Consider the following 25848-nt stretch of genomic DNA (forward strand, 5'->3'; position numbering starts at 1 on the left):
GGATTACTGTAAATTACAGAGGTGTTAAGAAGGAATGGGGAAGGAGATTCTTCCCCATCGTTATACCATCGCCAGTTCAATTATAGATGTTTGAAGATGGCGATAATAGAGAAACCTGTTTAATTATTTTACGTCTATCTGCCTGTGGACAAAGTTTGCTATCCTGTCGATGGTGTTGTCCCCTTCAATTTCTTCGGGGAGGAGCTCTTCTATATCCTTAAGCCTTGAAAGGGAACCCTGAAAATAGGAAATCAGCGAATCCTTCATATCCTGGGCACGCTTGAACTCGATATGGGTACGCACCCTTGCAACAAGCTCTTCGGAATTAAAGGGCTTTACAACATAGTCCACTGCCCCCGCCTGGAACCCTTTCTTGATATCCTCCGGCTGTGTCTTTCCGGTAAGGAAGATCACGGGGATCTCTTTGGTATATTGATCCTCCTTAATTCGGCGACAGACCTCCAGGCCATCCATGCCGGGCATCATTATATCCAGCAGTATAAGCTCGGGAGTTCTTTTCTCCAGGAACTCCAGCGCCTTCTCTCCACTATTTGCAAAGGCGATCTGATAGTTCTTTCTACTCAGGATAGTACTGAGAAGCTGGATATTCTTTGATATATCATCAACGATCAACACTAACGGCCTGCGATTTTCTGCGTCTGTTATCAACTGGTGTATATCTTCCATCTAGGCCTCCGATAAATATTCTAATACCTTGGTTAAGGTGATTCAACCGCCCTTTGCAGATCGTTTATCATCTTTTTAAACTCGTCAAAGAGCCTCTGAACAGCCTCAACATCAAATTCAGATGCTGCACCTTCAAGCGCCTCCCCCCATTCACGAACAGGTGGGCACTTTTCACTTTCACCAAGTCTCTTCATGTCTGCACCGAAATCCGCCAGATCTTCTACAATATAAGACTTTCTGAGCTGTTCCCATCTTGTAACGCTCTCCTCTATGAGATTCTCGTACAATCTTCCAGATATGCGGCATTTGCTTATATCTCTCACAACCTTTTGCGGCTCATCATCTTTAATGATCTCTATATGGGCAGGCTCGATAAAGTCAGCGATGGTTTCTAATACGTCCCTTTTATTAAGAGGCTTTCTAAGATAACCATCACACCCGATGTCCTCTGCCTTTCGTTCTGCACCTTTCATAACCGAAGCAGTGACAATGACAACGGGAATACCCCGGAGTCTCTCATCCCTCCTTATTGCCGCAGTGGTCTGATACCCATCCATAACAGGCATTCGAATATCAAGCAGTACTAGATCGACACTGCTGTTCTCAAGAACCCTCAAAGCCTCCTTGCCGTTGGCCGCCTCAAGGACCTCGATATTGGTATTTCGCAAATAACCTTTGAGCAGTATTCTGTTGTATTCGCTGTCATCCACAACAAGAACGGTTGCACCGTTGAAATCCACATCGATACCTGTTGAGGTTTTACTCAGCCTGCTCCTTAGCTCAGTCTGCTCAACACCCTCAAGCTCTATGCTGAATGTACTACCCGCTCCTGTCGAGCTGCGTACACTTATTCTACCTTCCATCATATCCACAATCTTTTTGGTTATACTAAGACCTAGACCGGTTCCGCCGAACCTGGCTGTATCCTGCCCTTTCTGCTGATGAAATGCCTCAAATATCTCCTCAAGCTGCCCCTTCTCGATCCCTATACCGGTATCTGCAACATCAAAACGCAGCCTCCACAGCCCCTCACTCTGTTCTGATCCGGTAAGCGTAACCTTTACGTAGCCCTCTTCTGTGAACTTAACAGCATTTCCGGCCAGGTTCATGAGGACCTGCCTAAGCCTTATTCCATCAATCATAAACGCCGGCGGCAGGTCTGACTGTATATCCTTAACAAAATCAATGCGCTTTCTCGAAACCTCCGGTGCAAAGATGCCCTCTATCTCACCCATGAGCCCCCTTATATCAATAGGCTCCGGGTTCAGTTCCATCTTTCCCGCCTCAATCTTCGAAAGATCCAATATGTCGTTTATAAGGTTCAAAAGGGTGACACCGCTTGATTGGATCGTCTGCAGGTGCCTTCTATCCGTCGGGTCGCTGATATTTTCCTCGAGAAGCTCGGTGAAACCTAGTATAGAATTCATCGGCGTCCTGATCTCATGGCTCATATTCGCCAGGAATATCGATTTCGCTCTGTTTGCATCCTCCGCTATCTCCTTTGCACGGATAAGCTCCTCATTAGCCCTGCTAAGCTCACTCGTTCTTCGCTCAACGGTCTCCTCCAGGTGGGCATCCCTGCTCTGGATCTCATCAAGCATCCGGTTGAATGTTTCGATAACCTTTCCAACCTCGTCATCCGCACTCTTCTCCGCACGGACAGAGTAGTCCTTTGTTTCGGTGATCTGCTCTGCGGTTTCGGAGAGCTTAAGAAGGGGTGCAGTAACAAGCCTCTGAAGCATACCTGAGAATACGAATATAAGCACAAAGGATGCGGAGATAATCCCCATAGCTACATAGAGGAGCTTGTTTATACTTTCATTAAGGACACTCATGCCGCTTCTGATTGCAACGGTACCTACAATATCACCGGCGATATCTATCTCGGAGTAAACAAGTATATGATCTGACTTAAACACAACATCATTATGCTCATTCAGCGCTGGCCTATAGTTTTCGAGTGAGCTTCCTGCGGGATGGTAGCTTACAAATATTCCTCCATCCGTCCGGAAGATACATGCAAAGTCTATATCCTTATCAACCTTGAGTGCAGACAGCGATTCCCTTGCGGCAGCGGGATCATCGAAGATAACAGCAGATGCCGAACTGGTTCCGATTACGTCAGCCAGCCCCATAAGTTCCTGAACTGTCCTCTCTTTTATATCGCTGATCTGGTAGTAAACAAAGATTCCTACAGTTGCCAGCATAACTATAAAGCTGGATATGAAGATAACAGCACTAACCTTCTGCTTTATAGAGAGTGAGCTTACCTTCATTCGTCACCCCCTACTATGCGTGCTAGCTTCAGAAGGTTCGAGCTTATCCTTATACCCGCCTTGTCCGCTCTGCCCTTGTTTATCTCAAACTTAACCTTATTGCTCGCCAGGTAGAAATTGATCATCCCTGTTTCTTCTGCAAAACCTTCACGCTCACCCACAAGAAGGATATGGCCATCAGCCGCTTTCTGCTTCAGCTCCTCTTCCCAGGCGGTATCTTCCTCATCAAGAAAGATAACCTGGCAGTTGTCCGTATCATCGGGATTCCTGAAATACTTGAAATTGACTGAGAAATCGGACGTTTTACGGCCATCCACCGATGCAAAGCTCTGTTCATGCCCAAGATTTACACTGAGACATATCAATGCGCTCCCTTCCAGTCTTGGAGAGTTAGCATCGGGAAACTCAATAAACTTAAGGAAGTTAAAAAGGAATGCAGCCTTGATCCTGTATTCCCGGGTGTTGTGGTGGTCACCCAGTGCGCTGGAGGAACTTAACAAACAGAAGATGAGAAACACAGGTATTAATCTCAAGATTCTTCTCATGAACCGATCCACGCATGACGCATGCATTCTATATATATATAAGTAGTTTTATACGAAACCATGCAGGTATGGACATAATCGGCGGTATTGAACATAAATGTAGTTCCTCGTGAATGATATACAGCCATTACATACCTTTTGTTTTTGATATACAACAATACCACAGCACACTTTGATTTAGCAAACTAAAGAAGTGTGCAGTTTATGCACAGAGGATACTTAATTTACTGTCCTAAATGTCGGGAACCTGCTATACATCATGTTATTGACAATATAAATATGGCACACGCCTTGCATTAAAACTGGAAAAAACAGAGGTGTTGAAATGTTCAAGAAAGTCCTTAGAAAAACTGTTTCATTAACTGCGCTATTCTCTTTTATGATACTCGCTTTTACAGGTGTATTCCTTTATATCGTTCCCCCCGGGCGTCTTGCATATTGGGCCAACTGGAAGATCATCGGCCTCACGAAAGACAACATAGGCGAGATTCATATTACAACCTCTATGCTTTTTCTACTCCTTATGGTTCTTCATGTCTGGCTTAACTGGGCACCAATTATGAATTACATGAAGAATAGGTCCGGCAAGTTTACAATAACCAAGGAATTCGGCTTATCACTTTTCATATCTATAGTTTTCCTCTTTGGAACGTTATACAGTGTTGCACCCTTTAAGACCGTTGTAAATGCACTGTCAAATTATAAGGACGCCTATGAAGAGGAAATCGTCAACCCACCCTTCGGGCATGCAGAGCTTGCTCCGTTCAACGGCTTCTGTGTTAAGATGGGAATCGATAAGGACGCAGCCGTCCAAGCCCTTGAGGCAGAGGGCATAACTATTGAGAAGGAGTCTTCTACTCTTAAGGTTATCGCCAATAACAACGGCACGAGCCCAGCTGAAATCTATGACATCATTAAGGATATTAAGGTTCAGAAGGAGGATGACTCCGCTGAGACCGAAGCAGTGGAAACCATAACCGGCGTGGGAAGAATGAAGGTAAGCACCCTCGCGGAACGTGCTGGCATCAGTACAGAGAAGGCGCTTGAGCTACTCGCAGAAAAGGGAATTGAGATTGATGCAGATGCAAGAATTAAGGATTTTGCCGAATCTGCAGGAATGATGCCCATCGATTTCTATGAGCTGTTTAAAAACAGTAAGTAGTTATGGTGCTGACTCATTAGGCTTTACATTTGAAGTCATAAAAAAAGGGGGCTTAAAGCCCCCTTTATTATATTGTTCGTAACTACCTACGTCCGCAACCTCTCCCTTGGCACTGTTTCTGCACTTCTCCGCGTTTTGAACCGTATCCGCCGTACTGTCCGTTAAGGATTTCATCAACCTCTTCCTGGGTGAGATACTGTGCATCATACACCATACCGTAGTATTCATATCCTCTGGCAAAAGCCTTGAGGTGGTTGTATGAACCTGCAAGGAGTCTCTCATAGACAGCCTTGATACCTTCTTTGTTTGTTGCCTCAATGGAATCACGAAGATCCTTGATATCAAGCTCTTCGATGTATCCGCCAACCTTTACCGCTTCCTCTGCAGATTCCTGTCCCTTCTCAACGAGTTTGGTATAAAGGTTAGCAATTGTCTCATCACTGAATTGCCCCGGCTCCATATCGTATACCGTTGTTACGATATCATATTTATCCAGCAGTGATTTGACAGCATACATATGCCTCTGCTCTGACATGGAGATCATATAGAAAGGCCTCAGGCCTGTGGATTCATAGAGCGCAGCATAAACATCCCTTGCAAGCTTCTCTTCGTTAAGCATTGTGATGAGATCTGACTGCTCTTCTGCGTCGGGTATTTCGTAATATGTTTCCTCGTCATAGGGGTTATAGCGGTTACCCTGTGCGCATCCACCTGTGCCGCATGGGGTTGTCCCGTTATCATAGGCAGGACAAGGTCTTTCAGCTCCAGCAGCATTGCCGCAGTTCCCGTATGCACCCTGACAGGGGCTGTTGTAGCCTGCATTCTGATTTTGCTCAATGCCGGGGCCCTGCCCCCTTCCATTCCCCTGATTGCCGTATCTTGCGAATGCGGTCACTGTTATCGCAAGTGTTGCTACGAGTAAGAATAAAGTTAACTTCTTCATGTGTACCTCCAGTTTTAGTCTGGCACAACTTAAGCCAATTCCATGCCATTTATACACCAAATGTTCTTACGCAGCATCAGATAATTATACTCATACACTAGGATATCCTGTGTGCTTAACTGTAACAGTGTGCAGAATCTGCACAATCTTGTTTCAGCTATATTGATAAGTAGTAGACATCATGAATTGGAAGTATTTGACATCATAGGCTTGATACAAAAAGAACTAAAAACGAAAAAACGTTAAATATCAACATGTCAAACACGGGAGGGATGTGAAATGAATCTGACCTGACAGGATATATAATCAAGGGTTTCATACATATAGACATAAAAAAAGCCCGCCATAAGGCGGGCTTTATTATTTAGCATATCAAGAGCTAGATTAGAAGCTAACCTTAAGCTCGTGAGAAGCGTAGTATGCGGGGTCAGCGTCGTCTTTTACATCATCGTTAACAGATGCGTAAGCGAACTGTACCTTGTATCCAACTGCGTCGGTGATTTTGTAGCTAAGAACTACGTCGAGTTCCTGAGCTGCGCCATCTTCGGGGTTAGCGAAACCGGAAGCAGTAGTGTCGGAATCCCAGTTAGAAGTAGCATAAGCGTACTGTACGGAAGCCTTAGCCTTCTTGGAAAGCTTAGCGTTGAGGTACAGAGCGTAGAGAGTCATACCAGTGAGGTCGTCACCGCCGCCAACACCGAGCTCATCACCGAGGATGATTGCGGAGTCGAAGTCGTCGTCGAAGTCATAACCAACGTTAGCATCTTCGTCAGTAGAACCGTAAGCGAAGATGAAACCGGGAGTAAGGTTGCCCATGTTCATGAACACGTTAGCATAGAGACCGTAGAGGTTGTAGTCCTCAGCGCCAGCTACATCAGTAGTTACTGAGTCGTAGTCAAGCTCTGCCTCGAAGCCAAGAGCGCCGAAGTCGCCAGCAAGACCAACATCGAGAGAAGTCTTCTTCATGCCATCGTCGTCACCGTCCATAACTGCAGCGGAGTTGTTAGTGTAAACAAGGAGGGGCTCAACGGAAAGTGCGCCCATCTTCATCTTCATACCAACTGCGTAAGTATCGCTGTCATCCTTCTCGGAGTCTTCATCATCAGTAGGAGCGAGACCGTATCCGTTCTCAGCGTTCTTCTGGATGAATGCTACGAGGGAGCCCATGGGGAGCTTAGAAGTAAGCTTAACCCTGTACTTACCGCCAACATCGTTACCGAAAGAGTGTGACCAGCCGCCACCGCTCATAAGACCAGCGTGAACTGCAACAGAACCGAAGTCGTGCATCATCCATGCTCTTTCAACAGTGATGTCTTCGTCAGCGCCGCCATCGGGAGACTTCCAAGTCTCGTCGTGGAACTCAGTTCTTACGAAAACGGCTGTGCCCTTTTCAACTTCGAACTTAGCGAAAACTTCGCCGTCCTGCTCCCACCACTGCTCAGTCTGGGTGTCGTCACTTGCGAAATACTTGTTCTGGAAGTATCCGCCCTTTACTTTAAAGAATCCGTTAAGCTTTACGTCAACCGCGAGAGCAGTTGAAGCGAAAGCAAGTACCATGAGAACTACCAAAAGCTTTCTCATACCATTTCCTCCTGTAGGTTTTTACTCTTAAAGGTTTTCTTTTTTTGTTACCTTTTTTTTGTCTCAATTACCTTATAGCAATCGCTAAAAACTACCACAAGGCAAGAGCCCTGTCAACACCAAGAAAATTATCACACAGCATATTCCTGGTCAATGTTTTTTTTGGCTTTTGCCTGAGCAGTTTTTAAATACTATATTATTCTTCATGGCTTTTCAAATTAAATCTTTGTAAAACGCATAAAGAATTATAACTTACACCTGTTAACCTTTCCATATTAAGCGCCTGACTAAGTAATACTATCGTCATCAGGCATGACGAACTTTAGTAATCTATCACTTTGTTTCAATATAGATCAACTGACTTTGCTTACCCCTAAACATCCCCATTGAGATATTGCGGAGCAGAAAGAGATACGTACGCCCATACTCCTCGTACATATAATAATCTGCAATAACAGGCTCAAGTTTATCCGATTCCCATACCCTGCTGAGGGCGTCACCTGTCCATTCATAAACACTGAATGTTGAAGCTTTGTATGACCTTGTATTTGGCAGGACCTTGGAAAGAGCAACGTTCTTAACAACATATACACGACCGTCCCTGTTAACAAACACCCTTCCCTTCAAGTATTTCCTCTTCTCTTCAACAAGAAAGGGGTTCTCCTCCATCTCCTCCTCGAGTTTATCGATGTCGCTTGAGAGGTTTTCGTATTCTATAAGAAAGAAATGGGGGGTCTTGGAGAAGGTATCGAGTGTTGTGTATATAACCTCGTCCTCACTCTCAACATTAAGGTGGTAGTCATCACCTATATATAATACGTCATCAAGGCCATCTCCGGTAATATCGCTGTAACCGAACCCGAAGATGCCGACACCGACGGTTCCATCGATGGCTTCACCCCTCTGGTAGCGACCGGAATAAACAACCTTCTGTATCTGGCCCACAAACTCACCCTCCGAGGTCAGCTTTTGGGCAACAAGCACTTTCTGTCCTCTGTCATAAGCTGCTCTTACGAAATAGGGAAGACCGCTTTCAATCTGCTTAAATGAATTTCCTTTATACTCATAGATATTTGTCTTAACAAACTTTCCATATTGAAGCCTGCTGATGAAGACCTCATCAATGCCGTTTTTATTAAGATCCATAACCTCAACGCTGACCACGTTGTCAATATCTTTGATGCTGTCAACAAATGAGAAGGATTCACCGTTGAAGAGGTAGAAATCAACCTTTTCGTAGCCGACTGTGGCGATATGAATATCCTTATCATTAAATATGTGCCCCACGGACATCCCCTTATACTCCTCTTCCACCTGCTCACTCATGAGTGTGTCCCTTGTGAGCTTGCCTGAACCGTCACCGGTTTCAATATCGGAGTAGAAGTTTGAGGAGATGAGCGTATCCGCCTTTGTATCCCTTGCCTCGTAGCGGATCCCCCCCTCTTCGGCCTGGGTAAAGGTAATGACGATATCGGCACTATCCTTTATTACTATGTTTTTACCGGAGGATATATCCTCCTTGAGGAGGAGCTGAAGCCTGCGGGAGATATCCTTATAGTTTATCTGTACAGGTACGGGGGGATTCAGGATTGCGAGGTCCCCCTTAACAGGCTCACTCTCTTTTGAAAGAACGGAGGCGGTAGAGTATGAATCGAATACTTCGTTTATTCGTATTTCAGCCACCTGAGCCTTCTTCTTGCCGAGCACCTGCCCGGTTATAGGATGCACTATCTCCTCGGACTCACGGTAGATATTCATCTCCAGACCGGGATAAACTCCCGAGCCAAAACCGAGATCCGTATAGATCTCATTCCCCTCAACGGAAACAACGTATCCTGTCATACGGCTGAACATGGAGTCCACATCCTTTGCAAGCTTCTCAAAGCGGGCAAAGGCAGCGGCGGGGAGCAGTGTAATAATAAGCAGTGCGGCAAGAATTCTCTTCATCTAATTCACCTGAGTATAATTATAAAACATATTTACTGAGATCCCTGTCCTCGACGATGTCAGCGAGGTGGGAGTCAACGTATTCTGCATCAATTGTAATAGAATCGCTATCTATATCGGGAGCCTCGAAGGATATCTCCTCAAGAAGCTTCTCGAGTATCGTGTGCAGCCTTCTGGCACCGATGTTTTCTAAGGTTCTGTTTACCTCGGTGGCGATCTCTGCAATGCGGCGTATTCCGCTTTCATCGAAGTTTATAGTAAGCCCGTCTGCACCGAGAAGCGCTGTATACTGTCTGGTAAGTGCATTCTCCGGCTCTCTCAGGATGCGTATAAAGTCATCCGTTTCGAGGGAGGCAAGCTCCACACGTATGGGGAAACGACCCTGAAGCTCGGGGATAAGGTCCGAGGGCTTGGCCATATGAAAAGCACCTGCGGCAACGAAGAGTATGTGGTTTGTCTTAACCATGCCGTGCTTCGTATTGATGGTGGAGCCTTCGACGATGGGGAGCAGATCCCTCTGCACGCCCTCTCGGGAGATATCTCCACCTTTGGCTGATGCACCCTCACGGGCGCAGATCTTATCTATCTCATCGAGGAAGATGATCCCTGTCTGTTCCACCCTGCGGAGAGCTTCGTCCTTTACATCATCCATATCTATAAGACGGTTGACCTCCTCCTGCTCGAGGTATGTTCTCGCCTCGGAGATCTTGACCTTCCGCTTCTTCTTGGAGCCGGGGAACATGTTCTTCATCATATCCCCGAGATTCATACCGAGGTCATCCATGCCGGCATTGGAGAGGATCTCTACCTGCGGACCCTGCTCGCTCATCTCGACCTCTACGATCCTCTCCTCGAGGTCGCCGTTTCGGAGCTTCTCACGGAACTTGTCCCTCGTACCGCTGTCCGTCTCTTCGGAGAACCCCGGTTTCTTGGGCAGAAGAAGATCTAGAAGCTTCTCCTCGGTGTTCTGCTGGGCCTTCTCTATAACGCTTTCACGCTTCTCATGCTTCACCATGCCCACGGCGATCTCTGCCAGATCACGCACCATGGATTCAACATCACGCCCAACGTAGCCCACCTCGGTGAACTTGCTCGCCTCCACCTTGATAAAGGGTGAGCCGGCAAGCTTTGCCAATCTTCTGGCAACCTCGGTTTTACCAACACCGGTGGGCCCGATAAGGATAATATTCTTCGGGGAAATCTCCTCCCGAAGCTTCTCATCCAGCTGGAGCCTCCTCCAACGGTTCCTCAGAGCAACGGCCACAGCCTTCTTAGCGTCCTTCTGGCCGATTACATATTTATCCAGTTCCTCAACGATCTGTTTCGGTGTAAGATTTTCCTGTTCTATAGCTTTCAAGATTCCTCTCTCTTTTATTCAAACTCTTCAATAACGATGCACCGGTTCGTGTAGATACAGATATCCCCGGCGATCTCCAATGATTTAGTGACTATCTCGGCGGCGGAAAGTTCCGTATTTTCGGATAATGCCACCGCAGCGGCCTGGGCATAGGGCCCGCCGGAGCCGATGGCGGCAACGCCCTTCTCGGGCTCAACCACATCCCCGTTGCCTGTTATTATGTATAGCTGACTCTCATCGGCAACGATCATCATAGCCTCAAGCCTGCGCAGATACCTGTCCGTACGCCAGTCCTTAGCTAGTTCCACCGCAGCCCTCAGAAGCTGACCGCTGTAGCTCTCAAGCTTCTTTTCGAAGCGCTCCATAAGGGTAAACGCATCCGCCGTTGAGCCGGCGAAGCCGCATATCGCCTTGGAGCCGTATATCTTTCTTACCTTCTTTGCATTATGCTTTAAAACCGTGTTGCCGAAGGATACCTGACCGTCCGCACCAACGGCGATCTTACCATCCTTATATACACCGACAACAGTTGTTCCTCTTATTTCCATTTTGCACACTCCGTTAGAGAATGACTTTTTAACACCCGCAGGGGTTCTTTTTCAACATAAATCTCTTCTGATATATCCGGTCTGCTCAGGGAGGGCTTAAATCGGGCGTTTACATAAAATGATAATACTACTATAATTGCGGGTTTTAAAAAGATCGGGGGCTGAACCGTTTTTTGAAAATCTATGAAGAAGATATTTTTAAAAGCCGCTCTCTTTGTTGCGGCACGCCTTCTGATACTCTACGGCATGACCTTCCGCTACAGGGTTACAGGGGAAGAAAATCTAGAAAAAGCCACTGAGGGGGGACGAAGCGTCGTCTTCTACACATGGCACAATCAGATATTCCCTGTGCTCCACTACCACCGGGGGGAGAAGCTGGCCGTTATCATATCCGCCAGCAAGGACGGCGATATGATGGCCTACGTTGCCGAACTTTTCGGCTACCGTACAGCCAGAGGCTCCTCCAGCAGGCATGGAACAAGGGCGCTTCTCGGCGCCCAGCGGATCATGAAGGAGGGGTGGCACGGCGCAGTAGCGGTGGACGGACCAAAGGGACCCGTCTATAAGTTCAAACCCGGTGCTGTCTACCTCGCAAAGATTACAGATAAGGTGCTGATGCCCGTTATCTTCAACTGCAAGAAACGGAAGAAGTTCGCCAGCTGGGACGGATTCGTACTCCCCGCCCCCTTTTCAAGGGTGGAAATACACTACGGAGAACCTGTATTCGTCTCTGCAAATACAGACCCTGATATAGTTAAAAAGGATGTTGAATTCATTGAAAAAAGAACTCTGGAGCTGACCCGTGGCCATTCTACGGATATTATATAACATATTCATACTATTAGCTGTTCCTTTCATTCTTCCGCTGGGTTATCTGGCCGCATTGAGGACGAAGGAGGATAAGGACTACTTCCAGCGTTTCGGCTTCATAATGTTCCCCGAGCCTCCGGAAAGCTCTGTTTGGTTCCACTGCGCAAGCGTTGGAGAGGTACGCAGTCTCAAGACACTCATCAGCAACCTCAAGGACAGATTCCCCGAAACCGAAATAATTATAAGTACCACTACAGCCACAGGCAAAGATATCGCCGAGAAGGAGCTTAAGCCCTTCGCATCCTTCCTTCTCCCCATAGAGAACTCCTTCGCCATCAGGCATATTATCGAATATATGAACGTCCGTGCTCTTGTTATAGTTGACACAGAGCTGTGGCCCAACCTCATAACAACAGCATCAAAGCATACACAGCTCTATCTCGTAAACGGAAGGATCTCCGACCGCAGCATGAACAGCTACCGGAGGATCCGCTTCATCATCTCCCCTCTGCTTAAGTCCTTCGAGTTCATCTTCACCAAGAGCGGGGAGGACAGGGACCGCTTCACCGAATTAAAGGGCTCCTCAGAAGGGATAGAGGTTCTCGGAAACATCAAGTACTACGAGGTAAACCTTGAACCAGAGGATAAGGCGGCGGCACCCCTTGCCGGAACCGATTTCTTCTTCGCCGCCAGTACCCACAAGGGTGAGGAAGAGGCCGCCCTCAACGCATGGATAAAGAGCGGCAAACGGGGAAGGGTTGTCATTGCCCCCCGACACATGAACAGGGTTTCTGAAGTATACGAAGAGGCTAAGCGTGCCGGACTCCGTGTTTGCAGGCTCACAACCTTCAATGAAAACTGCGAAGCGGTGGTTGTGGATCTCTTCGGTCAGCTCGAACCGCTGTATAAGCATGCCCGCAAGATCTTCATAGGGGGCTCCATAGCCGATGTCGGGGGACACAACATCTTCGAGGCTCTGCAGTTCGGCAAATGCGCCGCTGTGGGGCCCAATATGCACAACTTCCGTGAGATATACTCCATGGCCGCAAAGCACGGCATGGTTTGCACAGTTCACAACGAAGAGGAGATGGCCGTCTTCATTAAGGAGGATAGATGCGTACCGGACGGGGATGCGTTCATGGATGAGCTCCGCTCCTCTGCGGAACATAAGCTGGACCGATTTTTGGAGGCTTTGAATGAAAGCCTTGGCGGTTAAGGCGCTTTATTCCGTACTGGGCAGACTCAGCCTCAACAGCCTGAGAAGAACAGGCTTCTTCCTCGGAACACTCCTCTACTATCTTTCCCCCTCCAGACGCAAAGCAGCCATAAAGAACGCCCGAGTTATCGGCGCAGAGAACCCGGTTAAGACTGCGAGGAAGGCGTGCAGGCATAACATGGCAAGCTTCATGGAAAGCTTCTACAACGGAAGGATCGATCAGGATTTCGTTAAGAACCGCCTTAAGGTAACCTTCATAGGGGAAAAGCCCGACTTCGAGCGGACATACTTCATCGTCACCGCCCATTTCGGTTCATGGGAGCTCTCCTCCGGACTGTACAGAAACTATATTCAGAAGGATCTTGGCCTTCTTGCCAGGCGGTTCAAGGATCCCGAGATCGACAATCTCGTGCAGAAACTGCGTGGGGATTCGGAGATGATAACCTACCTCCACCACCGCAACTGCACCGAAGATATGCTCCGCCTGCTGGGCGACGGGGTCAACATCGCCGCCCTGCTGGATCATTCCGCTACGATGAAGGACTGTATCATGGTCCCCCTGTTCGGTATAAAAACCACATTCATCAAAGGTATACCTACCCTGTCGGCAAAGATGGATATACCCCTCCTCCCCGCCTTCTTTAAGCGAACAAACGAGGGGGTCGAGCTCATAATGTATCCCCCCATCGAACCGGATAAATCTCTCAAGCCGAGGGAGCGGATATACGATCTCGCCCTGCGGGTGAACAAGGTTTACGAGGATCTTTTCAGCAGATATCCCGAACAGTGGTACCTTATACATAAACGCTTCAAAAAAACAGAGGATGAAAATGGAGAGATTACCGACAGTTTTTATAGATAGGGACGGCACAATCAACATCGAATCGGGCTACATTAATCATCCGGTGAATTTCCGGCTGTACCCCTTTGCTGCCCAGGCTATCCGCATACTCAACGAACACGGTATTCAGGTTGTTGTTGTAACGAATCAGGCGGGGGTCGGCAGGGGATATTTCGATGAGAACCATGTAAACATGCTCCACACCCTTATGAAAGAGAAGCTCAAATCACAGGGTGCACATATTGACGCACTATACTACTGCCCCCACCACAGCTCTTCTAAGGATCCGAAGTACTCCGCGGAGTGCGACTGCAGAAAGCCCTCCCCCGGAATGGTGAACAAGGCTCTGGCGGAGCTTCCAGTGGACAGGGAGCGTATGTTTGTTATCGGCGATCGAAAGGGTGATATGAAGCTTGCTGAGAACACCGGAGCCTGCGGCATTATGGTGCGCACAGGCTACGGCGAGGGTGAGCTTATCAAGGAGAAGAATATACCGGCAGAGGTAATAACCGACAACCTCCTCACCGCTGTTTATGAGGTTCTGTCAAGAATTGAGCAGGATTGAGGGATCGAAGCCAATCCTCAGAGCTCCCCAGTGCTTCCCGTTCACATAAACGGGCATAGAGAGGTCGTTAACAACCTCCCCAGTGTCACGGACATAGGCCTGCAGAAGGAATTTCTGGGTATTCTTCACCGCACGGCTTCCAGTTTTATCGTTGAATATCCTCTTATATCTGCTGAATTTAGTATCATGATCCGGATCCCCCGTCTGGGGCTCGGAAAACTTTGTATTATGCGAGGGTGCATAGCCGTTTTCATCCACCGCCACGGTGAAGATACACCCGCTGATATCATTCACAGCTCTGTCGTATATGCTCCTCAACGTTTCCTCCACCCTTACATCATAGGCTGTGGAATACTGTTGAGGGTCCGTTCCCTCTATCTTCTTATAGTTCTTATCGAAGATATTAAGCCCGTTTGCTGAGAACTTCTTCAGCTCCTCCTGAACCTCGTCCCTGTAATTTTCCACCTTGTAAAGAACCTCCTCGTAGGCTCCTCTGCCGATACGGAAACGTGAAACAAGCTCCTGTATAGTTTCTATCTTGGCATTCAGTTCCCCTGTTGATTCGGTGGAATCGTCCATCATCCTGGTGATAGTGAGAGCGATGTCGTGGATGCCTGATACGTTGCTGTGTATATCATCGTTAAGCTTTGTCATATCATCAAGGGCCTGGGTAATATTCTGCAGCCCCGCATCGGTCTGCCGGAAGTCCTCAACCATCTGATTAAACTTCTCCGATGTTCTCCCAACGACCTCTTTGGTCATATCGATATGCTGGTTTATCTCCTCGGTTTCCTCGGCTGTATCACGCACCTGCTTAACCATGCTGTCGATATTGCCGGAGATCTCCTCTGTGGCGTCCTTAACCCTTTCGGCGAGCTTGCGCACCTCATCGGCAACAACGGCAAAGCCCCTTCCGGCCTCACCGGCCCTTGCCGCCTCAATGGCGGCATTAAGTGCGAGGAGGTTTGTCTGGTCGGAGATGTCTTCTATAAGGGAAACTACCGTACGTATATTCTCCGAGTTTTCCGCAAGAACATTGACCGTACTCTGGAAGTTGTTAAGCATCCCGCTTACTTCGTTTATCTTTTCTGTAACATCCGAAAGCTCGCCGCTGGATGTTTCGGCAAACTCAAGGTTGTTTGAAGTGGAGGTGCTTATCTGGACGGAGTTTGCCGCTACACTTTCTATGGCATCGGTTGCCCTTGTGCTCGCCTGGTAAACCGTTTCGCTCAGGGTATCCTGACGCTTCGTTTCACTCGTTGCCGTATCCACATTGCGCACAACCTTTGCTGATTCAACGCCGATATTAACTCCGAGAACCCTAATATCGCCGATAATGTCCCGCAGGCTCTGCATAAAACTGTTGTAGTTGGTTGCAAGCTCCCCCATCTCGTCATAGGTTTTGGAGGGCATATCCATGGAGATGTCACCCTCCCCCTCGCTGACCTCTTTCAGCACAGAGGAAAGGTTGCGGACAGGGGTTACTATCAGGCTTCTGAGAAAGAATATCGAAAATAACGAAGCCAATATCCCAAGCACACTGAGAACAATAAGGATTGTTCCCGCAAATCCTGTGAGAACGGAACCCTGCTCTGATCCTTTGCTAAGGATAGAAATGACAAGTATTATCACCTGAAATAGAATGATAAATCCGATATTGCCTGCAATTTTTTTTGTCAGAGTATTAAAAAACGAACGCTCCATACCTTTGTAAATGTCATAGAAGAAAGACATAAGCACTCCAAAACAGCTTTATATTTTATAAGACATATAGAATAAAATTTTTAGACAGTTTTTGCAAGCACACAGTATGCAGATATGGAAATATCCTCAATTATACCTATTTAATAAGCATCCGTATACTGTTCAGGATGACCATATAGCAAAATGAAACAGCACTCGCTGATATGTTTTATTTATTGTAATTGGTTGTAATGGGGTGTAGTTAATGTGGATGGGATTTATTACGACTATCGAGCAGTCCATTGTACCAATGTTCCTTATCATCGCCTGCGGTTTCTTCTACCAGAGGAGGAAGAAGGGGAGCATTAAGGAGATAACGGATCTCACCCTGCTCGTTCTCGCCCCGATGACCGTTTTCAACAAGCTTGTCCAGCATAATATCGCCCTCCCCGAACTGGGGGATCATCTGCTGTTTATGCTTCTGCTCACAGGTGCGATGGTTGTCATAGGCTGGATAGGGGCAATAGTTCTGCGTTCCGGCGAGGAAAACCGGATACCCTTCATACTCTCGGTTTCCATGATAAATATAGGCAACTTCGGGGTTCCGCTTATCCATTTCACCTACGGCGCAGACGCCTCATACTATGCGATACTAACCTTCATAGCATTCAACCTTCCGCTCACCACCGTTGCTATATATCTTTCCAGCGGAGAATCGAGCAGGCTCGGTGCATTTAAGGATATGCTCAGGATCCCCCTCTTCCACGCCGCTGTACTCGCCCTTGTCGTTACAACATTCAGCATCCCCGTGCCGGCGATTGCAATGAAGGTAACCTCCTATCTCGGTCAGGCGGCTTTTCCTGTATTCATATTTATACTCGGCATGCAGGTTGCAAACATCAAGCTCAGCCGGAGCATGATAAGGCTTGTGGCGGCGGCAGTTATTATCCGCCTTGTGCTATCGCCGGTCATCGCCATACCCATTATGGATATGCTCCACTTTGAGGGTATAGAGAGGAACGTTGCCCTTATCCAGACCTCCTGCCCCTCTGCGCTCCTGCCGCTGATGTATGCCATACGCTTCAACCGCCCCACATCACTGCTGGCAGCCACCATACTAACATCAACACTGCTCGCCTCAGCCAGCCTCACGGCCGTTATCACCATCTTCGGCTAGCTTAGTCTCTTTTTCATAGCTAATCCCCCACTCATGGAGGCTGTCCAGAATCGGAATCAGCGTCATACCGAATTCCGTCAGGGAGTATTCAACCTTCGGGGGGACCTCTCTATATATCTCCCTGTGGACAAGTCCATCCTCCTCAAGCTCACGGAGCTGGGAAACGAGCATCTTCTCCGTTATGCCCCCTATGGCACGGCGAAGCTCGCCGAAACGCATAACGCCCCCTTTGCCTAAATAATACAGAATTATCGGCTTCCATTTACCGCCGATAACCATGAGCGCCAGCTGAAAATGACATTTATACACACGATTCTTATGACTCTTATTAACACAGCCCTGTTCCATATACCCACCTATACTTACATTTATGATAGTACCTGTTTTAAATGTAGGTACTGGACACGTATACACTTATATGTCATCCTTTGTAAAGCTCAGAATTAATTATGGAGGGATTATCAATGAAACTTTTTGAAGAGATTAAACTGAACAACCTGCATGTCTCCAACCGTGCGGTACGCTCGGCCACCTGCGAGGGAGCTGGTGATGAAAAAGGAAGCCCCAACGACAAGGCCGTTAAGCTCTATGAGGATCTGGCGGATGGCGGAACAGGGCTCATCATAAGCAGCTACATCTTCGTTTCCCCCGAGGGGAAGGAGCTCCCCGGACACTTCGGAATGACAGGTGACGAAGACCCGGCCAGGTACAGGAAGCTCACCGAAGCGGTGCACCTCAAGGGCTCGAAGATCATCGCCCAGCTCGTGCATACTGGCGGGCAGACATCCGGCAAGGCGACCGGAGGCAAAACCGTTGCACCCTCCGCTGTGAGCTCCCCTCAGTATCCGGCAGTACCCGAAGCATTAAGCAAGGATGACATAAAACGCATAATCGGGGATTTTGGCTCTGCGGCTAAGAGTGCAAAGGAATACGGGTTCGATGGTGTTCAGATCCACGGAGCCCACGGCTACCTTGTCTGTCAGTTCCTCTCCCCCCTTCTGAACCGGAGGGAGGATGAATACGGCGGAGGGCTTGAGAACAGAGCACGTTTCCTCATGGAGATATATGCCGAGATTCGAAAGCAGACTGGCGAGGATTTCCATGTGGGCATCAAGCTGAACGGAAGCGACAACATCGACGGCGGTTTCGAACCGGAGGAATCCGTGACTGTGGCTGAGGCTCTGCAGGAAGCGGGGATTGATCATATAGAGGTTAGTGCCGGAACACCCGGCTCCGGCAAAAAAACACCTGTTCAGTCAGACGTTAAAGCGGGGCAGAACGAAGGATTCAACCTCGAATATGCTGAGAAGGTACGTGAGCGTGTTAAGCTCCCGCTCATAAGTGTCGGCGGCTACAGAACCCTGGAGAAGATAGAAGAGGCCTTCGACAAGGGGATGGATATGGTATCCTTATCCCGCCCTCTCATCAGAGAGCCCGGGATAATAAACCGATGGAAATCAGGAGACAAAGAGCCCTCGGGCTGCATCTCCTGCAACGGATGCTTCAGGCCCCTTATAAAAGAGGGGCTTATAAGATGCACCCAGCTGGATAAATAGGAACACACCTCCTGGACTGAAAAAGGGCTCCTGTATCGGGAGCCCTTTCCTTATTCCTAAAGGTGGTAGCGAAGGCCTTCGATGCGGGAGATCATCTCGTAAAAGCTTCTCAGCTCCTCGTAGCTCCCCACCTCAACGGTTACTGTTATGCTCACATAGTTCCCCTTGCTGCTGGGGCGTTCGCTCATATCCTTAACCTTCTTCATCATGAATACGGCCTTTACGCTGTCTCTGAACTTTTTGGTGTCATCCCCCACCATCTTGTAGCTGTACTCTGCGGGGTAATCGATATTCTCTTTAAATGCGTCGCTCATACCTTCCTTACTCCAAGTCTCATTCCTTCTATACTGACCACCTCTGCGGTGTCGTCCTTCTCAAATCCATCCTTCGATTCTGCAGTCCATATCTCGCCATGGACGTATATCTTCCCCTCGCCGTTCTCCCAGCTCATAATTCGCCCCTGTTTGCCAACTATACTTTCAAGACCGGTTGCGGGCTTTCGCAGAAAGTCCTTAACGATAAGCCTGCCGAGAACAAGGGCAAGGGTGGTGAAAACAGTGAGCACGCCAACTATGGTAACCCAGCTTACCTGAACGCCCATATTCCCCTCACGATCGAACATAAGGTACATTCCGAAGCCTATGGACACAATGGAGGATAGGGTCAACAGACCGAAACTGGGTATGAACACCTCCGCAGCCATCAACCCGACACCACCGAGAAGGAGGATAACACCAAGCCAGTTCACAGGGATTATGTTTATCCCCATGAGGAACATAACAATGGCGCAGATCCCCACTGCGGCGAAGACAAAGGTTCCGGGCATCTTGAACTCAAGCACGATGGCGAGGATGCCTATAAAGAGCAGGATAAGGAGGATGTTAGGATCGCTGAGGAAGAATGCCGCCTTCTGGAGGGTTGTGGGTTCAAGGTACACCACGTTCCCCGTAACGCCGAACTCCTCCTTAAGCTTGCCGGCGAGCTCATCGTCCGTGTTAAGCACAGCATCGATTACGTTCGCCTCTAGAGCCTCCATAGATGTGAGGCTCAGGGAGTTTTTCACCATCTGGATCGCAATATCGGGGTTTCGCCCCCTCTTCTCTGCGATGGAGCGCATGAAGGCTATGGTGTCGTTCTCAATCTTCTCCCGCATATCACCCTTTATATCTTCACCGGTGATGTTAACAGGATGGGCGGCGCCGATATTTGATCCCTCTGCCATGACGGCGTAGTGGGAGGCGAGGGTTATAAAGCTCCCCGCAGAACCCGCCCTTGAGCCCTGAGGTGAAACATGGGTGACGGTGAGGGTCTTACTTTCTAGGAGTGTCGAGACGATATCCCGTGTGGCGGAGAGTAGCCCTCCGGGGGTGTCCAGCTTCATAACCAGAACCCCGTCTTCGGCCTGAGCCTTCTCCAGGGATTCCTCTATGTATTTCGATGTGAAACTGCTGATAACGCCGTCGATGCGCACAACATAAATATCTCCGGCATAGGCGGTTGATACTGTTAACAGGAAAATAAGTGCAAGCAGAACTCTCATATGCCGCCCCCTTCGAGCCGTATACTCAGCCCTTCTTCACCATGCGGAAGAAGAATACGCCGTTTTCGTCTGCAAACTTACGATAATACTTTGTGGGAAGATAATCCACCAGTTCGTTCACACAAACGGTGTCAAAGGCTGTCTCAAGGGAGTCCAAGGGTTTAAGATTCTCCATGATCTCCTGGGCATAGTCCGCCTGATCGGTGGCCATATAGAGGCTCCCGCCGGGCTTAAGCTTGGATGTGAGCAGTTCTATGAACTCCGTTTTCAGGAGCCTGCGCTTCTTGTGCCTTTTCTTGGGCCAGGGATCGGGGAAATTAACATAGAAGTTATCAACGCATTCATCCTCAAGGATGGTAACGAAGAACGTTGCATCGAAATGGATGAGCCGGACGTTGCTCTGCTCGAGCTTACCCGCACGCTTAACGGCACGGTTGAAGATCCGCTTCATAACCTCGAAGCCGAGGTAGTTCTGGTCCGGGTTTTTTTCCGCATACCCTGCGATGAACTCGCCGTTGCCTATACCTATCTCAACATTAAAGGGGGCATCGTTCCCGAAGAAATCCGAGGGTTTAAGCCTTTCGTAATCCTCGAAACCGCCGCCGTGGCTGTACTTCTGAAAACGTTCCACCTGAGGACGCAGATCTTCCGAGTAGATAAATAAATTGTCCTGAAAATCAAGTTCTATACGTTTAATAGCTCCTTCCTCCAAACATTATTAATCCGATTGCAGGATGGGACTATAACCTCTTTTTTCAGGAATTTGAAGAGTTCAGGAAATTTTTAAGATCCGCAAGCACCTCTTCAACATCGAGCCCGTGCATAAGGCAGCCCTTCTCGATACTCTCGTTTGCCACACCCATGCAGCTTACGCATCCCATATTGTATTTTTCGAAAACCTCAGAGGTCTTCGGGTTATGTCTAAGCACATCTGCAATTATAGTTTTTTTAGTGATCTCCATATCTAATACTCCTTCGTATTGGGAAAAAAACTCTTGATCGCCCATATGGCTTATGGTAGCATTTCAAGCTCTTTAGATCAAGAGTATTGAGAGACTGCAAGGAGGACACAGCAATGGCGAAAAGATGCGACATATGCGGCAAAGGCCCCATGTTTGGACATACAGTCAGCCACGCACACAACGTATCCAGAAGGGTATTCTACCCTAACGTGCACAGGATGAGAATCGTTCAGGACGGCTCCGTTGTGAGAAAGAAGGTCTGCACCAAGTGCCTTAAAGCCGGCAAAGTAGAGAAAGCCTAACACCCGCCAACCATCAGCAATCGCCTGCCGGTACAGCTTTATTCCGGCTTTCTTCGCTGAATAAAACGGCAGGCCCGACCTGGTTTTTTTCCATTTAATATCTAAGGTTTAAAACAAATAGGCACATACGGGGTTATGTTAATCCCGTTGTGCCTCAGGCCGTTTCCCTATGAAGGATTCTTAGCCATCTCGTACTGGCTTGTGGAGACCTTCTGCACCCCTTCAAGGCTGTGCAGCTTGCTCACAACAGTCTTGAGCTCCTTCTTGTCCTTTACCTCTATGATAAAATCCTGCTTTGCAAAGCCGTCATCCAGCCTGCTGGACTGCATGTTAGATATATTTATACCCATATCACGCATAACGTTGGCAATCTCAAAGAGCATGCCGGGCTTATCCGCTATAACTGTTTTAAGGCTTACAGGCATACGGAATATCTTCTCCCTGCTCCATTCCACAGGGGTCAGCCGCTCATCGTTGATGGAACCGCTTATTATGTTCGGGCAGTCGTGCCTGTGCACAACGATACCCCTCCCCCGTGTTATATAGCCGACGATATCATCCCCGGGCAGAGGGTTACAGCATTTGGCCACCTTAACCAGCACATCGTCTATACCGTCTATTATGAAGGGCTCTTCGGTGCGTTTCTTCGGCTCCCGAACGAGGCTTTCTGCATCCTCATCGGTGTGCCTCTCCTTCTCCTCATCCACAAAAACATGGACTATCTGCTTAGGGGAAACACGGCCGAAGCCGACGCCGACATATATATCCTCAGCCTCTTTCAGACCGAACTTCTCCATAACCTTCTTAACGTTGGCATCCTTGTTAAACACCTCACGATAATCCAGTCCGTTATGCTTAAACTCTCGCTCAAGGAGATCTGTGCCCTGCTCGATGGCTCTGTCACGCTCCTCTTTACGTATATAGTTGCGAATTCTTGTCTTCGCCCTGTTTGTCTTAACGAAGTTCAGCCAGTCACGGCTGGGCTTATGGTTTGCGCTGGTCTGTATGGTTACCCTGTCGCCGTTTCGCAGGCGGTACTTGAGGGGAACCATCCGGCCGTCCACCTTGGCGCCGCTGCACATATTTCCGATGTCCGTATGGATGGAGTAGGCGAAATCCACTGGTGTGGAACCTACGGGGAGCTCCATAACATCACCCTGAGGGGTGAAGACGTATATCTGGGTGGGAAGAACATCCTCTTTCAGCGCCTCCACAAGGTCTATGGGACGCTTAAGGTCATGCTGTTCGAGGAGGCTTCTGAGCCAGCGGAAGGTTTTATCTTCCTGCGGGTCAAAGACTTTCCCCTCCTTATACTTCCAGTGGGCAGCGATCCCCTCCTCCGCCACCTTGTGCATTTCTCTGGTTCTTATCTGGAACTCAACGGCCATACCCTTAGGGCCAACAACCGTTGTATGGAGCGATTGGTAAAGGTTCGATTTCTGCATAGCGATATAGTCCTTGAACCTGGACTGTATAGGCTTCCAGAGGTTATGGATTATTCCCATGGCGCCGTAGCAGTGGGGTATCGATTCAACAATAATCCGAAGGGCGAGGAGGTCGTATATCTCCTCAAAGCTCGCCTTCTTCTTTACCATTTTATTGTAGATACTGTAGAAATGTTTCGGCCTGCCAGTGACCTCTGCCTCAATGCCGCTGTTCTTAAGCTCATCGATAATCTTCTGCATAACCTCGAGCAGATACTGCTCCCGCTCACCCCGCTTAAACTTGACCTTCTCGTAGATCTCGTAGTACATCTTGGGGTTTATGGCACGGAAACACCTGTCCTCAAGCTCCCACTTTATCCATGCAATACCGAGGCGGTGCGCCATAGGTGCGTATATATCCATAGTCTCCTGGGCTATGCGGACCTTCTTCTCCTCCCGGAGATGATCGAGGGTACGCATGTTGTGGAGCCTGTCAGCAAGCTTTATGAGGATAACCCGCACATCCTTGGACATGGAGATAAGCATCTTGCGGAAGTTCTCCGCCTGCTTCTCTTCCTTGGATTTAAACTCTATCTGGCCTATCTTTGTGACGCCGTTCACCATAAAGGCGACATCATCACCGAAAAGCTCCTCAAGCTCATCATAGCTGGCATCGGTATCCTCGAGGGTATCGTGGAGAAGACCGCCGATAACGGTGTCCAGATCCATATTCATCTCTGCGAGGATATAGGCCACATTGAGAGGGTGTGAAAGGTAAGGTTCGCCGCTCTGACGGAGCTGACCCCGGTGTTTCTGGGCGGCGTATACGTAAGCTTTATGTACTTTCTCCAGTCCCTCCGTGACGCCATTCTTGACGAGGCGGTCCTGGATATCCATTAACCGTATTATTTTTGTATTACTCATTCTCTATCCGACAGCCGCATATCCTTCAGGTTCAGCTGTATATAGCGTCCTCCGTAATAACCGTTCAGAACGGGGGAGAAGACAATATCGAAATACTCGCCGGTTTCCACCAGCTCCTCGTATTCCTTCATATTATAACCTATAACATCAAATGTGCGCCCTTCCCTTTCAAGATAACCCTTAAGATGGTTCTTTTCCTTCCCGACATAGGAGAAGTTCTGGGTTTTCCGCATGCCTACCATGCAGAAAACGGGCTCCTTATTACCCGCCCCGAAGGGCTGCATCCTCTCCAGCCACTCCATGAGCTCCCTGTTAATATCGTCCGGACGAAGGAAGGTGTCTATGGTTAATTCGGGGATAAAGTCCTCATCGGTAAGGGTTGATTCCACAGCCTCGTTAAAACGCTCTTGAAGGGCGGAGATATTGTCCATATCCACCTTAAGTCCGGCGGCGTATTTGTGTCCGCCGAAGGTTATGAGAAGATCCTCCAGCATTTTAAGCCCTTCGTAAAGATGGAAGGCGGGGATGCTCCTTGCAGAGCCCTTGCCTACACCATTCTCCGCAGTGATTATTATGGTGGGTTTATGGAACTTCTCAACTATGCGGGAGGCCACGATACCGATAACGCCCTGATGCCATTCATCGGAATAGAGCACAAGCCCCTTATACTTCTCATGGAGCTTATCCTTTTCGATCCGGTCATAGGATTCGGTGATTATCTCTTTCTCTATGGTCTGGCGGAAGCGGTTCTCCTGATCCAGCTCTCTGGCAAGATACCTCGCCTCATCCCTGTTTTCGGTTATGAGAAGTTTAAGCCCCTTATCCGAGCTACCCATTCTCCCCACAGCATTTATTCGCGGAGCAAGGGCGAAGCCCACCTGAACGGTTCCGATGCGGGAGCCCTCGAGCCCTGTTACACGCTTGAGCTCATATATACCCGGTCTCGTATCCTTCTCCGAGAGAATCTTGAGACCGTGGCGCACAAAGATCCTGTTCTCACCCAGTATTGGGACAACATCGGCAACGGTTCCAAGGGTCACAAGATCCAGATACTGCTTGATATTGGGGAGATCCCCTTTGTAGGAAGCGTTCTCACGCAGATGGTAGCGAAGCCCCATAACAAGCTTGAAGGCTACACCGACCCCGGCAAGCTCCTTAAAGGGATACGGGCAGTCTTCCTGCATCGGGTTAACCACCGCCACAGCCTTATCCGGCAGAACCTCCGCCGGCTGGTGATGGTCTGTGACGATTACGTCTATCCCCATCTCGGTGGCTTTTTCCACCTGCTCCACGGCGTTTATGCCGCAGTCCACAGTGATGATAAGCGATGTTCCACGGGAGCGGATCTCATCGATCGCCTCAAGGTTGAGGCCGTATCCCTCCTCCAGACGGTTCGGGATGTAATAGTCCACGGCTGCGCCGACTTCACGCAGGAAGAGATAAAGGAGAGAAACGGAGGTAACTCCGTCCACGTCGTAATCGCCGTAGATGCAGATACGTTCGTTTTTCTCCAGGGCTACACCAATACGCTTTACAGCCTTATCCATATCCTTCATTTGAAAGGGGTTAAGCAGATCACGAAGGGGGGTGTCGAGAAAACAGTTTACCTGTTCCTCTTCGGAGAGCTTCTTTTTGGAGAAGACCTCCGCAAGGCTTGCAGGGATGGAAAATAATTCTGAAATACCCTCAAATGCAGGATTGACGATACTTTCATATCTCCATCTAAATTTAATACTTCGGTAAGTTTCGACCTTATCGGTTTTCAAGAAACGCTCCTATACTAAGTTCTTTTCTTTACAAAG

The 25848-nt window shown here is 48.5% G+C and carries 24 protein-coding genes; 8 read left to right on the forward strand and 16 right to left on the reverse strand.

What is annotated here, in order from left to right; genetic code table 11:
• Window positions 1-123: 123 nt before the first annotated feature.
• From K300_RS15715 to K300_RS0113015, 3 genes are read right to left on the reverse strand one after another with little or no spacing between them, the layout of a single operon-like run.
• A complete protein-coding gene (locus K300_RS15715; RefSeq protein ID WP_022852111.1) occupies window positions 124-687 on the reverse strand; it encodes a response regulator in 564 nt (187 codons plus the stop codon).
• A 32-nt stretch (window positions 688-719) separates the two neighbouring features.
• Complete coding sequence (locus K300_RS15720) at window positions 720-2963, reverse strand: ATP-binding protein (protein ID WP_022852112.1); 2244 nt, start codon at window positions 2961-2963, stop codon at window positions 720-722.
• Complete coding sequence (locus K300_RS0113015) at window positions 2960-3463, reverse strand: YfiR family protein (RefSeq protein WP_022852113.1); 504 nt, start codon at window positions 3461-3463, stop codon at window positions 2960-2962. The genes K300_RS15720 and K300_RS0113015 overlap by 4 nt, the downstream gene beginning before the upstream one ends.
• Before the next feature lie 370 nt (window positions 3464-3833).
• On the opposite strand from K300_RS0113015, the gene K300_RS15725 reads away from it, so the two are divergent.
• Window positions 3834-4670 carry a DUF4405 domain-containing protein gene (locus K300_RS15725; protein ID WP_022852114.1) on the forward strand — a complete coding sequence of 279 codons (837 nt, stop codon included), beginning with the start codon at window positions 3834-3836 and terminating at the stop codon, window positions 4668-4670.
• Between the two features lie 82 nt (window positions 4671-4752).
• On the opposite strand, the gene K300_RS16635 is transcribed toward K300_RS15725, so the two are convergent.
• The 5 genes from K300_RS16635 to hslV all read right to left on the reverse strand — a co-directional run bounded on the left by K300_RS16635 (window position 4753) and on the right by hslV (window position 11046).
• Window positions 4753-5613: a DUF2202 domain-containing protein gene (locus K300_RS16635; protein WP_022852115.1), complete on the reverse strand. Its 861-nt coding sequence runs from the start codon at window positions 5611-5613 to the stop codon at window positions 4753-4755.
• A gap of 384 nt (window positions 5614-5997) precedes the next feature.
• A complete protein-coding gene (locus K300_RS0113030) occupies window positions 5998-7194 on the reverse strand; it encodes a hypothetical protein (RefSeq protein ID WP_022852116.1) in 1197 nt (398 codons plus the stop codon).
• 333 nt (window positions 7195-7527) lie between these two features.
• Window positions 7528-9141, reverse strand: a complete 1614-nt coding sequence (locus K300_RS0113035; protein ID WP_022852117.1) for a hypothetical protein — start codon at window positions 9139-9141, stop codon at window positions 7528-7530.
• 19 nt (window positions 9142-9160) lie between these two features.
• Entirely contained in the window at window positions 9161-10498 is a 1338-nt protein-coding gene (hslU, locus tag K300_RS0113040; RefSeq protein WP_022852118.1) for an ATP-dependent protease ATPase subunit HslU, read from the reverse strand.
• Between the two features lie 14 nt (window positions 10499-10512).
• Window positions 10513-11046: an ATP-dependent protease subunit HslV gene (gene hslV, locus K300_RS0113045; RefSeq protein WP_022852119.1), complete on the reverse strand. Its 534-nt coding sequence runs from the start codon at window positions 11044-11046 to the stop codon at window positions 10513-10515.
• Window positions 11047-11229: 183 nt separating this feature from the next.
• On the opposite strand from hslV, the gene K300_RS15735 reads away from it, so the two are divergent.
• From K300_RS15735 to K300_RS0113065, 4 genes are read left to right on the forward strand one after another with little or no spacing between them, the layout of a single operon-like run.
• Window positions 11230-11874: a lysophospholipid acyltransferase family protein gene (locus K300_RS15735; RefSeq protein ID WP_022852120.1), complete on the forward strand. Its 645-nt coding sequence runs from the start codon at window positions 11230-11232 to the stop codon at window positions 11872-11874.
• A gap of 55 nt (window positions 11875-11929) precedes the next feature.
• Window positions 11930-13072: a 3-deoxy-D-manno-octulosonic acid transferase gene (locus K300_RS0113055; protein WP_051135333.1), complete on the forward strand. Its 1143-nt coding sequence runs from the start codon at window positions 11930-11932 to the stop codon at window positions 13070-13072.
• The gene (locus tag K300_RS0113060) at window positions 13053-13934 is read left to right on the forward strand and encodes a lysophospholipid acyltransferase family protein (RefSeq protein ID WP_022852122.1); all 882 of its coding nucleotides are present in this window, start codon (window positions 13053-13055) and stop codon (window positions 13932-13934) included. The genes K300_RS0113055 and K300_RS0113060 overlap by 20 nt, the downstream gene beginning before the upstream one ends.
• Window positions 13903-14478, forward strand: a complete 576-nt coding sequence (locus K300_RS0113065; RefSeq protein ID WP_022852123.1) for a D-glycero-alpha-D-manno-heptose-1,7-bisphosphate 7-phosphatase — start codon at window positions 13903-13905, stop codon at window positions 14476-14478. Before K300_RS0113060 ends, K300_RS0113065 begins: the two co-directional genes overlap by 32 nt.
• Here K300_RS0113065 and K300_RS0113070 read toward each other — a convergent pair.
• Complete coding sequence (locus tag K300_RS0113070) at window positions 14458-16110, reverse strand: methyl-accepting chemotaxis protein (protein ID WP_162139904.1); 1653 nt, start codon at window positions 16108-16110, stop codon at window positions 14458-14460. The two genes, K300_RS0113065 and K300_RS0113070, sit on opposite strands and share 21 nt — an antisense overlap.
• A gap of 316 nt (window positions 16111-16426) precedes the next feature.
• Here K300_RS0113070 and K300_RS0113075 point away from each other — a divergent pair, with 316 nt between their 5' ends.
• Complete coding sequence (locus tag K300_RS0113075) at window positions 16427-17338, forward strand: AEC family transporter (protein ID WP_081647009.1); 912 nt, start codon at window positions 16427-16429, stop codon at window positions 17336-17338.
• On the opposite strand, the gene K300_RS0113080 is transcribed toward K300_RS0113075, so the two are convergent.
• Window positions 17300-17686, reverse strand: a complete 387-nt coding sequence (locus tag K300_RS0113080) for a winged helix-turn-helix transcriptional regulator (protein WP_022852126.1) — start codon at window positions 17684-17686, stop codon at window positions 17300-17302. The two genes, K300_RS0113075 and K300_RS0113080, sit on opposite strands and share 39 nt — an antisense overlap.
• A gap of 116 nt (window positions 17687-17802) precedes the next feature.
• On the opposite strand from K300_RS0113080, the gene K300_RS0113085 reads away from it, so the two are divergent.
• On the forward strand, window positions 17803-18894 hold the full coding sequence (locus tag K300_RS0113085; RefSeq protein ID WP_022852127.1) for an oxidoreductase: 1092 nt from the start codon (window positions 17803-17805) through the stop codon (window positions 18892-18894).
• A gap of 56 nt (window positions 18895-18950) precedes the next feature.
• On the opposite strand, the gene K300_RS0113090 is transcribed toward K300_RS0113085, so the two are convergent.
• From K300_RS0113090 to K300_RS0113105, 4 genes are all read right to left on the reverse strand, one after another.
• Window positions 18951-19208, reverse strand: a complete 258-nt coding sequence (locus K300_RS0113090; protein WP_022852128.1) for an HP0495 family protein — start codon at window positions 19206-19208, stop codon at window positions 18951-18953.
• On the reverse strand, window positions 19205-20434 hold the full coding sequence (locus K300_RS0113095; protein ID WP_022852129.1) for an NfeD family protein: 1230 nt from the start codon (window positions 20432-20434) through the stop codon (window positions 19205-19207). The genes K300_RS0113090 and K300_RS0113095 overlap by 4 nt, the downstream gene beginning before the upstream one ends.
• A 25-nt stretch (window positions 20435-20459) precedes the next feature.
• The gene (gene trmB / locus K300_RS0113100) at window positions 20460-21065 is read right to left on the reverse strand and encodes a tRNA (guanosine(46)-N7)-methyltransferase TrmB (RefSeq protein WP_238320674.1); all 606 of its coding nucleotides are present in this window, start codon (window positions 21063-21065) and stop codon (window positions 20460-20462) included.
• Between the two features lie 124 nt (window positions 21066-21189).
• The gene (locus tag K300_RS0113105; RefSeq protein ID WP_022852131.1) at window positions 21190-21396 is read right to left on the reverse strand and encodes a DUF1858 domain-containing protein; all 207 of its coding nucleotides are present in this window, start codon (window positions 21394-21396) and stop codon (window positions 21190-21192) included.
• Between the two features lie 113 nt (window positions 21397-21509).
• On the opposite strand from K300_RS0113105, the gene rpmB reads away from it, so the two are divergent.
• Window positions 21510-21698, forward strand: a complete 189-nt coding sequence (rpmB, locus tag K300_RS0113110; RefSeq protein WP_022852132.1) for a 50S ribosomal protein L28 — start codon at window positions 21510-21512, stop codon at window positions 21696-21698.
• Window positions 21699-21865: 167 nt separating this feature from the next.
• Here the strand turns inward: rpmB and K300_RS0113115 are convergent, their stop codons facing one another.
• Together K300_RS0113115 and recJ are read right to left on the reverse strand one after the other, a co-directional pair.
• Complete coding sequence (locus tag K300_RS0113115; protein WP_022852133.1) at window positions 21866-24019, reverse strand: RelA/SpoT family protein; 2154 nt, start codon at window positions 24017-24019, stop codon at window positions 21866-21868.
• Window positions 24020-24042: 23 nt separating this feature from the next.
• Window positions 24043-25812, reverse strand: a complete 1770-nt coding sequence (gene recJ / locus K300_RS0113120) for a single-stranded-DNA-specific exonuclease RecJ (RefSeq protein WP_022852134.1) — start codon at window positions 25810-25812, stop codon at window positions 24043-24045.
• Window positions 25813-25848: the final 36 nt, after the last annotated feature.

Source organism: Limisalsivibrio acetivorans, assembly GCF_000421105.1.
Taxonomy (GTDB): Bacteria; Chrysiogenota; Deferribacteres; order Deferribacterales; family Geovibrionaceae; genus Limisalsivibrio; species Limisalsivibrio acetivorans.

Bases quoted from the DNA above. Each gene is read 5' to 3' on its own strand.
- K300_RS0113060 (WP_022852122.1), top strand. From the start codon at position 13,053: ATGAAAGCCTTGGCGGTTAAGGCGCTTTATTCCGTACTGGGCAGACTC.
- K300_RS15725 (WP_022852114.1), top strand. From the start codon at position 3,834: ATGTTCAAGAAAGTCCTTAGAAAAACTGTTTCATTAACTGCGCTATTC.
- K300_RS0113095 (WP_022852129.1), bottom strand. From the start codon at position 20,434: ATGAGAGTTCTGCTTGCACTTATTTTCCTGTTAACAGTATCAACCGCC.
- K300_RS0113075 (WP_081647009.1), top strand. From the start codon at position 16,427: ATGTGGATGGGATTTATTACGACTATCGAGCAGTCCATTGTACCAATG.
- K300_RS0113030 (WP_022852116.1), bottom strand. From the start codon at position 7,194: ATGAGAAAGCTTTTGGTAGTTCTCATGGTACTTGCTTTCGCTTCAACT.
- K300_RS15735 (WP_022852120.1), top strand. From the start codon at position 11,230: ATGAAGAAGATATTTTTAAAAGCCGCTCTCTTTGTTGCGGCACGCCTT.
- K300_RS15715 (WP_022852111.1), bottom strand. From the start codon at position 687: ATGGAAGATATACACCAGTTGATAACAGACGCAGAAAATCGCAGGCCG.
- K300_RS0113085 (WP_022852127.1), top strand. From the start codon at position 17,803: ATGAAACTTTTTGAAGAGATTAAACTGAACAACCTGCATGTCTCCAAC.
- K300_RS0113065 (WP_022852123.1), top strand. From the start codon at position 13,903: ATGGAGAGATTACCGACAGTTTTTATAGATAGGGACGGCACAATCAAC.
- K300_RS0113115 (WP_022852133.1), bottom strand. From the start codon at position 24,019: ATGGATATCCAGGACCGCCTCGTCAAGAATGGCGTCACGGAGGGACTG.
- K300_RS15720 (WP_022852112.1), bottom strand. From the start codon at position 2,963: ATGAAGGTAAGCTCACTCTCTATAAAGCAGAAGGTTAGTGCTGTTATC.
- K300_RS0113090 (WP_022852128.1), bottom strand. From the start codon at position 19,208: ATGAGCGACGCATTTAAAGAGAATATCGATTACCCCGCAGAGTACAGC.
- K300_RS0113105 (WP_022852131.1), bottom strand. From the start codon at position 21,396: ATGGAGATCACTAAAAAAACTATAATTGCAGATGTGCTTAGACATAAC.
- K300_RS16635 (WP_022852115.1), bottom strand. From the start codon at position 5,613: ATGAAGAAGTTAACTTTATTCTTACTCGTAGCAACACTTGCGATAACA.
- K300_RS0113035 (WP_022852117.1), bottom strand. From the start codon at position 9,141: ATGAAGAGAATTCTTGCCGCACTGCTTATTATTACACTGCTCCCCGCC.
- K300_RS0113080 (WP_022852126.1), bottom strand. From the start codon at position 17,686: ATGGAACAGGGCTGTGTTAATAAGAGTCATAAGAATCGTGTGTATAAA.
- hslV (WP_022852119.1), bottom strand. From the start codon at position 11,046: ATGGAAATAAGAGGAACAACTGTTGTCGGTGTATATAAGGATGGTAAG.
- rpmB (WP_022852132.1), top strand. From the start codon at position 21,510: ATGGCGAAAAGATGCGACATATGCGGCAAAGGCCCCATGTTTGGACAT.